Origin of the sequence: Motilimonas sp. E26 (genome assembly GCF_021278025.1) — a bacterium.
Taxonomy (GTDB): Bacteria; Pseudomonadota; Gammaproteobacteria; order Enterobacterales; family CBDFNC01; genus Motilimonas.
In genome coordinates this window covers 16,476-30,303 of record NZ_JAIBHJ010000002.1, presented here as the reverse complement: position 1 = coordinate 30,303, position 13,828 = coordinate 16,476, and the positions used below count along the sequence as shown (strand labels likewise).

The 13,828-nt window shown below is 44.5% G+C and carries 8 protein-coding genes; all 8 read left to right on the top strand.

Annotated elements, in window-relative coordinates:
* Positions 1 to 27 precede the first annotated feature (27 nt).
* The 8 genes from K1M91_RS01475 (at position 28) to K1M91_RS01440 (ending at position 13,800) form a co-directional block, all read left to right on the top strand.
* Positions 28 to 1,329 carry an anaerobic C4-dicarboxylate transporter gene (locus K1M91_RS01475; protein WP_232799785.1) on the top strand — a complete coding sequence of 434 codons (1,302 nt, stop codon included), beginning with the start codon at positions 28 to 30 and terminating at the stop codon, positions 1,327 to 1,329.
* A gap of 392 nt (positions 1,330 to 1,721) precedes the next feature.
* Positions 1,722 to 2,231, top strand: coding sequence for an FxsA family protein (locus K1M91_RS01470; protein ID WP_232799784.1), 510 nt, complete (start codon positions 1,722 to 1,724; stop codon positions 2,229 to 2,231).
* A gap of 426 nt (positions 2,232 to 2,657) precedes the next feature.
* A complete protein-coding gene (locus K1M91_RS01465; protein WP_232799783.1) occupies positions 2,658 to 2,891 on the top strand; it encodes a DUF1107 domain-containing protein in 234 nt (77 codons plus the stop codon).
* 229 nt (positions 2,892 to 3,120) lie between these two features.
* Complete coding sequence (locus K1M91_RS01460) at positions 3,121 to 3,414, top strand: co-chaperone GroES (RefSeq protein WP_232799782.1); 294 nt, start codon at positions 3,121 to 3,123, stop codon at positions 3,412 to 3,414.
* Between the two features lie 59 nt (positions 3,415 to 3,473).
* Positions 3,474 to 5,111: a chaperonin GroEL gene (gene groL / locus K1M91_RS01455; RefSeq protein WP_232799781.1), complete on the top strand. Its 1,638-nt coding sequence runs from the start codon at positions 3,474 to 3,476 to the stop codon at positions 5,109 to 5,111.
* A gap of 367 nt (positions 5,112 to 5,478) precedes the next feature.
* Positions 5,479 to 8,817, top strand: a complete 3,339-nt coding sequence (locus tag K1M91_RS01450) for a glycosyl hydrolase family 18 protein (RefSeq protein ID WP_232799780.1) — start codon at positions 5,479 to 5,481, stop codon at positions 8,815 to 8,817.
* Between the two features lie 340 nt (positions 8,818 to 9,157).
* A complete protein-coding gene (locus K1M91_RS01445) occupies positions 9,158 to 12,109 on the top strand; it encodes a glycosyl hydrolase family 18 protein (RefSeq protein WP_232799779.1) in 2,952 nt (983 codons plus the stop codon).
* Positions 12,110 to 12,468: 359 nt separating this feature from the next.
* Entirely contained in the window at positions 12,469 to 13,800 is a 1,332-nt protein-coding gene (locus K1M91_RS01440) for a UDP-glucose/GDP-mannose dehydrogenase family protein (RefSeq protein WP_232799778.1), read from the top strand.
* Positions 13,801 to 13,828 lie beyond the last annotated feature (28 nt).

The following is a 13,828-nucleotide window of genomic DNA, read 5'->3' as shown; positions in this document are numbered from 1 at the left end:
ATAACGAAACTCGATAGGAACAAGATCATGATAGTAGTAGAACTCTTGGTTGTATTAAGCGCCATTTTTTTAGGTGCTCGGCTAGGTAGTATAGGTATCGGCTTTGCTGGTGGCCTAGGTGTATTGATACTGACGTTAGGTTTTGGCATGACACCGGGCACGATTCCTATTGATGTTATTCTTATTATTATGTCGGTGATCGCCGCGATAGCAGCAATGCAAGTTGCAGGCGGGTTAGATTATTTGGTTTCGTTAGCTGAGCGTGTACTGCGTAAAAATCCGAAACAGGTCACTTTTTTAGCCCCGATAGTAACCTACGTGATGACCTTGTTTGCTGGCACCGGCCACACCGCTTTTTCTACTTTACCTGTGATTGCCGAAGTGGCCAAGGAGCAGGGCATTAGGCCTTCGCGTCCTCTAAGCATTGCCGTGGTCGCCTCGCAAATTGCGATTACGGCGTCACCTATTTCTGCGGCGTTAGTGTTAATGAGCGGCATGCTAGAAAAATACAACGTGAGCTACTTACAAATTTTACTTATTTGCATTCCAACCACGTTTATTGCCTGCATGATAGGGGCATTTGTGGCGCAGTTTATGGGGAAAGATTTAGCGGATGATGAGGTTTATCAAGATCGCTTAGCCAAAGGCTTGGTTTCGTTGCATCAAGGACAAGCGAGAGAGCTTAAGTCTGGGGCTAAGCTGTCAGTCATGATTTTCTTGTTCGCTATTGTTGCTGTGGTTACTTATGCCACCGCCATTAGTGACACGGTTGCTTGGATAGATGCCCCTGTATTGCCCCGCAACGAAGCCATTATGGTGTTTATGCTAACAGCAGCCACCCTTATTGCATTCATCACTAAAATAGATACCTCAGAAGTGCTCAATGCTGCCACTTTTAAATCGGGCATGAGCGCGTGTATTTGTGTGCTAGGCGTTGCATGGTTGGGGGATACTTTTGTATCAAACCATATTGAAGGCATTAAAGAAATCTCAGGAGTGGTGCTAACGGATCACCCATGGATGCTGTCAGTGGTGTTGTTTTTTGCCAGCATGCTGTTGTATTCACAAGCGGCAACGACTGCCGCGTTGATCCCATCGGCACTGATGCTTGGAGTGAGCCCTGCAGCGGCGATAGCCTCTTTTGCTGCCGTGAGCGCTTTATTTGTGCTGCCCACTTATCCTACTTTACTTGCCGCAGTCGAAATGGATGACACAGGTTCAACCCGCATTGGTAAGGCCGTATTCAATCATCCGTTTGTCATTCCAGGCGTGGTAACCATTTCGTCTTCTGTGGCGCTGGGCTTTGTGGTGGCAAATTTGGTTTTGTAAGTGATTAAGGCTTATAAATTTTATCTCGAGTTCGGTAATACTTGGCTATGAGTTCGGTATATACAGCGAATGCTGTTTTTGTGGCGAAGTAAGAGTTCAGGTAAGCTAGGCAGGCTTTTTCGCAAAAACATTTTTTCGCGGAATAAATTCCGCTCCTTGTATGTTAAATTTGCTGATTCGTGTTTTTTTGTAGGACCTGAGCTTGCTCAGGGAATTTGCAATGTTTGCTGAGCAAGCTTAGCTCCTACAGTTGGCGATACAGGCTTTGGTAGGAGTGATATTTATATCGCGAAATAGCATTGTTAACCCTAAGCCCGATAAAGGCATTTAGGTATAGTGATTTACGGCATGCTTGTTATGCTTATGAAATGGAACTCAAGGCTGAGGTTATTATGTTTGCCAGACTGTTTTTATTGTTTACTGCCACATCGTTATTAGAAATATTCATTCTTGTTAAAGTCGGTGGATTCTTAGGGGCTTGGCCAACCGTTGGCTTGGTGGTCGTTACTGCATTCGTCGGCTCTGCGTTAGTGCGTAGCCAAGGCATACAAACCATGTTCAAAGTGCAAGCGCGTGTAAACCAAGGTGAAATGCCAGGCCAACAACTGATTGAGGGCATGATGCTAGTTATCGCCGGGGTATTATTAGTGACCCCTGGTTTTGTTACTGATTTTTGCGGCTTAATGTTGTTGCAACCAGGCATTAGAGCCAAGTTAGCGAAAGCGGCGATGAATAAATTTCAGCTGCAAATGGTGGCAGGTAGCCATGGCGGTTTTCATGGTGGATTTACCGGTGGCCAGCCTTTTACACCGCCACCTCAAGGGCCAAACCAACAAGGGTCAGCCGACAACAAAGTGAACGACGGCAACACCATTGAAGGTGAATACGAGCGCAAAGAATAATTGCCAATATCACGCACCCAATACTTTACTCATCAAAACAGCACGGTAACACGTGCTGTTTTTGTTTCTGCTATTGATTACTTTTTTAGCAAACCGCCAGTTATCACACTATTTTATGATTCATTCTGATGTGTCTTGAAAAGCAAAAAATAACCCTGTATTTTACTTCGCGTCGAAATTCAAACAAAAAAATATGAACTTTGGTGAACCAAATGCGTCTAACCAGAGTAAAACTCGACACAATAATTAATTTTCACCAGCTTGGTGGGCCTTATTGAAGTATGGGTTAAACCCAAGGATAGGTTTAATTCTAAATAAAGCATTGGTGGCATGGAGCTTGCGATTTAGCTGAACAATCAGCTAGTTTGGTCCTCTTCATTACTTTGAACTGTAATGTTAGGGGCATCATCAAGGGAGATTTTCCAAATGAATGTTGCTGTATCTTTAAAAACGTTTAAAAAGTACCATCCTCGTCAAGTCGCTAAACATATAAAAGCCTTTTTCAATGGCCGAATCTATATTGTCGGAGTCGGTCGCTTTCGTGTAGTTAATGGCAAATTAGTGGCCTATAAAGATGCTGACAGAAAAGCGCTTTCAGTCATGAGTGAAGTCAATCGCATCATCAAAGAGATGCAAATACAGCAAAGTGTTGCTGCTTAGCATCCAGTTTTGACGACGTAAAAAAGGAGCATTTAGCTCCTTTTTTTGTATCTGAGTGTAAGAAAGCCCACAACCCTGTAAAAAACACAGAAATTTTCTGATTTTTTTTATCTTTCCCCTTGAGAAAATCTGTAGCAACCCCATCTAGTGAGCATGGATTTGACCAAAAGCATTTTGCTCAAGGTCTTTTATAGCAACAACATAAACTTAAACTCTCAGGAGAACTTCAATGAATATTCGTCCTTTACACGATCGCGTTATCGTTAGACGTCAAGAACAAGAATCTAAGTCTGCTGGCGGTATCGTTTTAACTGGCTCAGCTGCAACCAAGTCAACTCGCGGTGAGATTATCGCAGTGGGTAATGGCCGCATTCTAGAAAATGGCGACGTTAAAGCATTGGATGTAAAAGTAGGCGACACAATCATTTTTAGTGAAGGTTACGGCGTTAAAACAGAAAAACTAAACGGCGAAGAAGTATTGATCATGAGCGAAGGTGACATCCTTGCCGTGGTTGAAGCTTAATTAACGCATTGAATGTAATTTAACTTTCTCAATTATTTAAAGAATTTAAGGAAACAACAATGGCTGCAAAAGACGTATTGTTTGGTAGTGACGCTCGCGAAAAAATGTTAGCGGGTGTAAATATTTTAGCTGACGCAGTAAAAGTAACGTTAGGCCCTAAAGGTCGTAATGTCGTACTAGACAAAAGCTTTGGCGCTCCAACCATCACCAAAGATGGCGTATCAGTTGCTAAAGAAATCGAACTAGAAGATAAGTTCGAGAACATGGGCGCGCAAATGGTGAAAGAAGTTGCTTCTCAAGCCAACGATGCAGCGGGTGACGGTACAACAACTGCAACCGTACTGGCACAATCAATTATCACCGAAGGTCTAAAAGCTGTTGCTGCGGGTATGAACCCAATGGACCTTAAGCGTGGTATCGACAAAGCAGTAATTGCTGCAGTGGAAGAGCTAAAAGCCTTATCAGTACCTTGTGCGGATGCGAATGCTATCGCTCAAGTGGGTACGATTTCTGCTAACTCTGACAGCGCAGTTGGCGACATCATTGCTGAAGCCATGGGCAAAGTAGGCAAAGAAGGCGTTATCACTGTTGAAGAAGGTCAAGGCCTACAAAACGAATTAGATGTAGTAGAAGGTATGCAGTTTGACCGCGGTTACCTATCTCCTTACTTCATTAACAACCAAGAAGCGGGCACAGTTGAGCTAGAAAGCCCATACATTCTATTGGTTGATAAGAAAATCTCTAACATCCGTGAATTACTTCCTACCCTTGAAGGTGTAGCGAAAGCGGGTAAGCCACTGCTTATCATTGCTGAAGATGTTGAAGGTGAAGCACTAGCGACATTAGTTGTTAACAACATGCGCGGTATTGTTAAAGTTGCAGCGGTTAAAGCGCCTGGGTTTGGTGACCGTCGTAAAGCCATGCTACAAGACATTGCTATCCTAACTGCAGGTACTGTGATTTCTGAAGAAGTGGGTTTAGATCTTGAAAAAGTACAACTTGAAGATCTCGGTCAAGCGAAACGCATCATCATCAATAAAGATGAAACAACTATTATCGATGGTATTGGTGAGCAAGCACAAATTGAAGGGCGCGTAGCGCAAATTCGTGGCCAAATTGAAGAGTCTTCTTCTGACTACGATAAAGAAAAACTGCAAGAGCGCGTAGCTAAACTAGCTGGCGGTGTAGCGGTAATCAAAGTTGGCGCTGCAACTGAAGTTGAAATGAAAGAGAAAAAAGCACGCGTTGAAGATGCATTACATGCAACACGTGCCGCTGTTGAAGAAGGTGTAGTTGCGGGTGGTGGTGTTGCACTAGTACGCGTTGCTGCAAAACTTGCTGATTTAACTGGCGACAACGAAGACCAAAATGTAGGTATTCGCGTAGCACTACGTGCGATGGAAGCGCCACTGCGTCAAATCGTAACGAATGCGGGTGAAGAAGCGTCAGTGGTTGCTAATAACGTTCGCGCAGGTGAAGGTAGCTACGGTTACAACGCTGCAACTGAAGAGTACGGCGATATGATTGCAATGGGTATCCTAGATCCAACTAAAGTAACACGTAGTGCGATTCAGTTTGCATCGTCTGTTGCGGGTCTAATGATCACCACTGAAGCGATGATCACAGACAAGCCACAAAAAGACGCACCAGCTATGCCAGATATGGGCGGTATGGGTGGAATGGGCGGCATGATGTAATGCAGTTCCAGTCTAATAGCTGAGATAGATCATGATGTTATGATTTTATTTTTGCACATAGAAAGGCCAGCACTGCTGGCCTTTTTTGTATCTATTTTATAGTGAACTTGTAAAACTTAGCTCGAACCTAGATCTATAGATATTGATGTTTAGGTTGTTTTATTAGCGGCTTGGCAGTTTTTAAATCAGCTGGCGATGTGTTTAATACTTTAATATTAAATTTTAATTTGTACTAAGTGTGGTTTTTTTAAACAATTAATTTAGTGTGATCTGCGTTGTTATTTTTGCTTGATGTATGTTTTATGTTTTTAGCTCGACTTGGGAAAAGTCGAATCATAATACATTCGCTCGTTTAAGGATAAACGCAATGAACAAATCGACTAAGGCCTCATTGGCCAAGGGCGCTTTTGCGCTCAGTACTATTACATCCGCCTGTTTATTGGCTTTTAATACTCAAGCTGCCTCGTTATATGATTGTGCTGATATCCCTGTTTGGGATGCTTCAAGCACCTACGCTACAAAAGGAACAATGGTTCAACACCAAGGATCGGTATTTGAAAATAAATGGTATGCGGGCAGCTGGGATCAACCCGCTGTTGGTGCTTCTGATTGGGCTAACTGGCAATTTAAAGGTGAATGTGGCGACACTGTAATTAATGTGCCACCAACGGTCACTCTTGATACTGTTACTCCCCTTGTTGCTGGTACTTTAACTACATTTAATGCCAGTGCTGTAGATGAAGATGGTCAAGTGAAAAAGGTCGAATTTTTCATTGATGGTCAACCCATAGGTGTAGCAATGAGCGCTCCGTTCCAAGCAAGCTGGATAGCACTTGCTGGTACTCATGTATTAACTGCAATTGCTTATGATGACCAAGATGCAGCCAGTAATGTTGCGAGCCAAACCATTCAAGTTGAAACTGGCACCATTGATAATATAGCCCCGACGATGTCGGTTGCGGGTGTGGCCGATGGCGCCGAAATTATGATTGGTGAACAAGTGCAGTTGCAAGTTACGGCTGAAGATAAAGATGGTCAAGTTGCTGCCGTTGAAGTCATGGTTAACGGTCAAGTCATCGACCTTATTCCAGGTCCCAATAATGGCACAAGTAACAAGGTGACTTACCTTGCCAATTTCGTCGTTGAAACAGGCGTTAATAATATCGTTGTAACAGCCACGGATGATAAAGGGGCTGTGGTTGAGCAGAGTTTAACTGTAAACGGTAAAGAAGTGCTAAATATGCCGCCAGAAGTTAGCGTTAGCTTGAGTGCTACACAGGCTAAATTGGGAGATACCGTTACCATCAATGCAACAGCTAGTGATGCTGACGATGGCTTAAAACAAGTTGAATTTTTGAGCGATGGGATAACGATCGCTAGATTCACGCCTGACACGGTTTCAGACTTTTTCAGTGGCAAGTATGCCTTTGATTTTGTAGTGACTAAAGACGTTAAGATCACTGTAGTAGCAACAGATATGAAAGGTTTGAGCATGCAGCAACATGCTTTTTTAACGGTTAACGATGGCGTGGTGAGCAATGATTGTCGCCCAGATGGTTTATATCAAACACCGGGTGTAAAAGTTCCATACTGTAGTGTTTACGATGATCAAGGTCGCGAAAAAATGGGGGCCGATCACCCTCGACGCGTGATTGGTTACTTTACCAGTTGGCGTAATAAAGGAAATGTTGATCAAGACTACTTGGTTGATGATATTCCTTGGGAGAACTTAACCCACATTAACTATGCCTTTGCCCATGTTGGTAAAGATCAAGGCGTAGGTTTAGGCCAAGCGCAACAAGAGCAGTTAGCTCGTTTAGTTGAGCGTAAAATGCAACATGATGTGAAAGTACTGATTTCTGTTGGTGGTTGGGCTGAAACGGGTGGCATTAATGGCCCTGATGGCCGTGAGCAAACGGGTGGTTTCTACAAGCTAACCACTAATATGGACGGCTCAATTAATCATGCTGGCATTGCCAAGTTTGCTAAATCGTCAGTTGAGTTTATTCGCAAGCACAAAATTGATGGTATCGACATCGACTACGAATACGCCTCTGCGATGAAAGGAGCGGGCCATCCTGAAGACTTTTGGATCTCTGATAAATTACGCCCACATTTAATGGCTTCCTATGTTGAATTGATGAAGGTCATGCGCGAAGAGTTAGATAAAGCCTCGGTTGAAGATGGTCAACACTATCTATTAACTGTTGCGGCGCCTGCTTCTGGCTGGCTCTTACGTGGTATGGAGCGTTATGAAGCCAACGCTTACCTCGATTACATCAACATTATGTCTTACGACTTACATGGTGCATGGAATGAGTATGTCGGTCACAATGCTGCACTTTACGATACAGGTAAAGACGGCGAGTTAGCGCAAGTATACGCGGCGCAGCAATACGGCAAACTGGGCTACTTGAATACGGACTGGGCCGCTCATTATTACCGCGGCGGTATGCCAGCAGGGCGTATCAATATAGGTGTTCCATATTACACCCGTGGTTGGGAAAAAGTATCAGGTGGTGAAGCGGGCTTATGGGGCAAATCAAAAGGCAGCAATTGTCCAGCAGGTACTCACGGTAAGTGCGGCGCGGGGGCGAAAGGTTTAGATAACCTATGGCATGACTTGGAAAAAGATCAAGAAGTACCAGCGGGTTCAAACCCAATGTGGCACGCGAAAAACTTGCAAAACAACATGCTTGGCTCTTACCTAACCACATACGTTAACTCACCGGATTACACCGGCGATAAAACAGCTTACGACCAGATCCAAGGTCAGTATGAGTATCATTACGATGAGCAAGCCGTCGCGCCTTGGTTATGGAACTCAACGACACAAACTTTCTTGTCGATGGAAGATAAGAAGTCAATCTTGACTAAAGCTGCTTACGTCAAAGATCAAGGTATCGGCGGTATCATGTTTTGGGAGCTAGCAGGCGACTACTCATGTTACCCATATGATGCACAAGGCAAACGTTCAAATGTGGCCGATAAATCGGAAGCAGCATGTGCTTCGGGTAATGGTGAATATCACATGGGTAATACCATGACGGAGACCATTTACGAAGAGTTCAAGTCTGCGGCGCCTTACGGCAACAAGATCATTGAAGGCAATATACCCGCACAAGCTGTTGACCTGAAGATTACTTTAGACAAACAGCGTGCTGACTACCCGATTACGACGGATCTTATCATTGAAAATAACGCGGGTGTGACCATTGATGACCTCGTTGAAATTTCATTTGATTACCCAACATCGGCTCCGGCTAATGCGGTTGCAGGTAATGCTAATACAGTCAGTATTGTGTCGGGTCATGATGGTGACAATATCGGCGGTCTGAAAGGAGATTTCCATCGCATTAGCTTTAGCGTATCTAAGTACCAAGCGATTGCTGATGGTGAAACGGGTAAGATCAAATTTACTTATAACTTACCGATTACAGGGCCGGTTAATTACACAGTGAAAATCGATGGAGTGGAATATGCTCTTGCTCAAGAGCATCCAGACCTACCATTAGCGGATCTTTGCCGTCCAGAAGGTTTACCTGTTTATCCTGATTTCGTACATCAAGATGGCTGGAAACCATATAACGCAAAAGGCGAGAAAATGGTTCATAACGGCGCGATTTGGGTACCAAGTTGGGGGCAAGCCAACACTGAGCCTTCTGCCAGTGATTCGTCATGGACTAAGGTGTGTACGTTAAAATAATGAATGGACTATAACCATGGGTTCACGTCGTTTGATTGAAAACGGCGTGAGCTCTCTTTTAAAAGCGATTAAAAAGCTATAGCCATATCTATTCTGTGGTTAAAAGGCAGAAGGTTAGTGAAATCGGCTTCAAAAAGTGTTTTTAAAAGTAAATTAATTATCAATGAGGGCTAGCGATGTAACAATTTCGACTGAAATAAGTGCGATTTGATCACGTTTTGTTTAATTCCATTTCTCCAAATCAATTTTTAAACGTATATTGACTGTACTAGTTAGGATAGCTAGCACAGGAAGCAGGACGCGTCCTGCAATAAGATTGATTAGTTTAAGGAAGAACAAGATGAGCATTTCTCCTCTTGCGAAGCGTGGTTTTACGCTTAGCACCCTTTCCGCTGCATGTTTAATGGCGTTTAACGCTCAAGCAGCCGATTGTTCAAACCTAGAAGAGTGGACCGCACAAGGTGTTTTCACTGGCGGAACGCAAGTTCAATTTGAAGGTTCTGCTTACCAAGCTAACTGGTGGACACAAAACAACAACCCTGCAGAGCGCTCTGGTTCTTGGCAAGAATGGAAACTTCTTGGTCAATGTGAAGGCGTAATTCCAACGGTTGAACCGACCGCTGAGCCAACGCCAGTGCCAACAGCTGAGCCGACTCCTGTACCAACAGCTGAGCCGACTCCAGTACCAACAGCTGAGCCGACTCCTGTACCAACAGCTGAGCCGACTCCAGTACCAACAGCTGAGCCAACGCCAGTACCAACAGCTGAGCCGACTCCTGTACCAACCGCTGAGCCGACTCCTGTACCAACAGCTGAGCCGACTCCGGTACCAACAGCTGAGCCGACTCCGGTACCAACCGCTGAGCCAACGCCAGTACCAACTACTGAGCCGACACTGCCACCAACTGCAGACAACTGTAAGCCAGCAGGTCTATACCAAACTCCAGGTGTTAACACACCTTACTGTACTGTATATGATGCAGACGGTCGTGAAGACATGGGCGCAGATCACCCACGTCGTATCATCGGTTACTTCACTTCATGGCGTAATGGCGCAAATGGTCAACCATCATTCCTAGCATCTGACGTGCCATGGGATAGCCTAACGCACATCAACTACGCATTTGCTCACATTAATAAGCAAGGCGAAGTTTCTGTTGGTGACGTAAACGATCCAAACAACCCAGCTACAGGCATGACATGGGAAGGCGCTGAAAATGCGATGGACCCATCTCTACCATACAAAGGTCACTTCAACCTACTAAACCAATACGCTAAGAAGCATGACGTTAAACTGCTTCTATCTGTTGGTGGTTGGGCTGAAACAGGTGCACACTTTGATGACAAAGGCCGTTACATGGATGGTGGTTTCTACAGCCTAACTATCAAGCCTGACGGTTCTATCAACCATGAAGCAATTGCTAAATTTGCTAAATCTGCTGCTAAATTCGTAGAAACTTACGACTTTGACGGTATCGATATCGATTACGAATACCCATCATCTATGTCAGATGCCGGTCACCCAGAAGATTGGGCGATCTCTAACCAGCACCGTGGCAAGCTATGGGGCGGTTACATGGCGCTAATGGAAGCACTACGTAACGAGCTAGACAAGCAAGGTGAAAAAGATGCACAGCACTACCTGTTGACTATCGCATCACCATCTTCAGGTTACCTACTACGTGGTTTTGAAGGCTTCCAAGCACTTAAATACCTAGATTACGTAAACATCATGTCTTACGACTTACACGGCGCATGGAACCACTTTGTGGGTCACAACGCGGCACTGTATGACAATGGCGTAGATAACGAAATCGCTGATGCAGGTATTTACTCTGGTAACGATGCTAAATACTACAACAGCCAAGGCTACCTAAACATTGACTGGTCTTACAAATACTTCCGTACTGCACTAGCGGGCGGCCGTATCAACATCGGTCTACCATACTACACTCGTGGTTGGCAGCAAGTTCAAGGCGGTACTAACGGTTACAACGGTCTAGCTGCACTGGCTAACCAAAAAGAATGTTACCTAGGTACGGGTGGTAACTTAGGTCCTGACGCACTATCTCCAAAAGCTGGCGCGCCATGTGGTCTAGGTGCTCAAGGTATTGAGAACTTATGGTACGACTTAGGTCCAGATGGCAAAGAAATGTTTGCGGGTGTAAACCCAATCTGGCACGTAGAGAACTTGAAGCAAGGTCTACCAACACCGTACGTAAGCATTTACGGTCACGACACTAGCAAGCCTGAAGGCCAAGCAATTGGTAACTACGTTGAGCATTACGACGACGTTGCACAAGCTTCTTGGTTGTGGAATGAAGATAAGGGCGTGTTCCTATCTACTGAAAACATGAAGTCTTACCAAGCTAAAGTTCAATACGCAATTGACCAAGGTGCGGGTGGTATCATGTTCTGGGAAATGGCTGGTGACTATTCAACGCCTGAGCAAAACGGTCTAGGTCACTACTACTTCGGTAGCACCCTAACTGATAAAGCTTACGAAATGATCAAAACTGCTGCGCCTTACGGCATCGAAGCAGGTGATGAGAACTTCCCAGCAGCAACTGAAACAGTTGACGTAGATGTGGATCTAGTGGGTTACCTACCAAAAGGTGAAGATAACTACCCAATCCAAATCGCTCTGAAACTAACTAACAACTCGAACGTTGACCTATCTGGTGCGAAAATTGCGTTTAACGCATCACCAGCAGTGCCAATGAACGCACAAATTAGCGATACACTTAAGCCTTACGCTGTTCCAGCAGGCCCAGGTATCACTAACCTAGTTGATATGTACTCAGGTGCTACATGGTCGGTAGAGAAAATCGCGACTTCTGGTCTAACTTCAGGTAACGCGGGCGGTCTATCTGACGACTTCCACCGTTTCGCTGTGCAGCTTAAAGCTGACGGTTGGGGCTCTGTAGAATGGAAACCAGGTCAAACAATTGACGTGGCACTACGTATCTACATGCCAATGCCAGTACCAACTAACTTCACATTTGAAGTGGGCGGTAAAACATATGGTCGTACAGCTGAGCAACCAAATGTTCCTGTAGCAGGCGGTGACAACGGTACTACACCAACGCCATCTGGTGAGCCTACTCCAGCACCATCTGGTGAGCCAACTGTACCAAGCGATGTAACACCATTCGTTCCTGGTACTGCAGTACAAAACGGCGCAGTAGTAAGCTACAACGGTGCTTGTTACAAAGCTAAAAACAACCCAGGTGCATGGGAAACACCAGCAGCCGGTGGTAACTGGTTCTGGGACGTGGTTACTTGTCCTTAATTGGCAACTAAACACAAATGACATAGCATGCTAATTAATGCATGAAGCAAAAAGGCCAACGTAAGTTGGCCTTTTTTTGTGGTATAAAAATGGATCGAAGGAGCAGCATTTATGCTGCGAAAGCCTACGCGCCATAACCAAAGCATTCACAGTATTCACCACACCCGAAGCTGAGCTTGCTTAGGGAATAACCGTTGGGAATGAAAAAAAATCGATAACAATTGCTGTAAATCAGGCAAAAACATCAGCCAAAAGGCTAGGATACTTGCAACTCAGATTGTAATTATGAACACTAGAGATATTTAGTTATAAAGACAGGTGAGCATATCGCTTAACTGTGTAACTTACAGAGCAATAATATGAAAATTACCGTTTTTGGCATTGGTTATGTTGGTTTAGTTCAAGCGGCTGTATTGGCGGATGCTGGTCACAGTGTTTGCTGTGTGGATATAGATGAAAATAAAATAGAAGCGCTTAAGAAAGGCATAATCCCTATCTACGAGCCAGGTTTAACACCATTAGTAGAATTTAACTACCAAGCAGGTCGGTTGAACTTTACTACTGATGCTAAAGCAGGTGTTGAATTTGGTCAGCTGCAATTTATCGCAGTTGGCACACCGCCCGATGAAGATGGTTCGGCCGATTTAAAATACGTTCTCGCTGTTGCAGAAACTATCGCAACACACATGCAAAGCCCTAAAGTCATTATCAATAAATCGACAGTGCCGGTTGGCACCGCCGATAAGGTAAAAGCTAAAGTTGAAAGTGTTCTTTCAGCAAGAAACCAGGATGTTAATTTTTCAGTAATCTCTAATCCTGAGTTTTTAAAAGAAGGAGCGGCAGTTAACGATTGTAAAAAACCTGACCGCATTATTATTGGCACCGCTGATAAAGAGGCCGAAGAGTTGATGCGCGAGCTATATGCCCCATTTAACCGTAGCCATGATCGCATCATAGTAATGGATGTGCGCAGCGCCGAGCTAACCAAATATGCGGCTAACTGTATGCTAGCAACCAAAATTAGCTTTATGAATGAAATCGCCAACTTATCAGAAAGGTTAGGGGCAGATATTGAGATGGTGCGTAAGGGCATTGGCTCAGATGAACGCATTGGCTACCACTTTATTTACCCCGGCTGTGGCTATGGCGGATCTTGTTTCCCGAAAGATGTACAAGCTTTAATCAAAACCGCAGAGAACATTGGCTATGACCCGCAAGTTTTAAAGTCTGTTGAGTCTGTAAATGCGCGTCAAAAACAAAAGTTATTTGAATATATCTCTCAGCACTTTAATGGAGATGTTAAGGGGAAAACTATCGCGCTATGGGGCCTTTCATTTAAGCCGAATACAGATGATATGCGTGAAGCTGCGAGCCGAGTGTTAATAGAAGCGTTATGGCAAGCAGGTGCCAGCGTGCAAGCTTACGATCCTGAAGCGATGGAAGAAGCGCAGCGCATTTATGGCACACGTGATGATTTCACCTTAATGGGGACAAAAGAAGCTGCTCTTAGAAGAGCTGATGCGCTGGTTATCTGTACTGAGTGGCAAAGCTTTAGAGCGCCTGATTACGACCTGATTAAAGAAGAGTTGTCTACTCCCGTTATTTTCGACGGACGTAACCTTTATTTACCAGAAAATATGCGCAAGAGAGGAATAACGTATTACTCGATTGGCCGTCAGGTAAAGAGGTAAATATTTTCTCAGGCAAAAGGGTGAGCTT

Excerpts from the sequence above, each read along its gene's own strand:
- K1M91_RS01475 (WP_232799785.1), top strand. The coding sequence starts at position 28 with ATGATAGTAGTAGAACTCTTGGTTGTATTAAGCGCCATTTTTTTAGGT.
- K1M91_RS01470 (WP_232799784.1), top strand. The coding sequence starts at position 1,722 with ATGTTTGCCAGACTGTTTTTATTGTTTACTGCCACATCGTTATTAGAA.
- K1M91_RS01465 (WP_232799783.1), top strand. The coding sequence starts at position 2,658 with ATGAATGTTGCTGTATCTTTAAAAACGTTTAAAAAGTACCATCCTCGT.
- K1M91_RS01460 (WP_232799782.1), top strand. The coding sequence starts at position 3,121 with ATGAATATTCGTCCTTTACACGATCGCGTTATCGTTAGACGTCAAGAA.
- groL (WP_232799781.1), top strand. The coding sequence starts at position 3,474 with ATGGCTGCAAAAGACGTATTGTTTGGTAGTGACGCTCGCGAAAAAATG.
- K1M91_RS01450 (WP_232799780.1), top strand. The coding sequence starts at position 5,479 with ATGAACAAATCGACTAAGGCCTCATTGGCCAAGGGCGCTTTTGCGCTC.
- K1M91_RS01445 (WP_232799779.1), top strand. The coding sequence starts at position 9,158 with ATGAGCATTTCTCCTCTTGCGAAGCGTGGTTTTACGCTTAGCACCCTT.
- K1M91_RS01440 (WP_232799778.1), top strand. The coding sequence starts at position 12,469 with ATGAAAATTACCGTTTTTGGCATTGGTTATGTTGGTTTAGTTCAAGCG.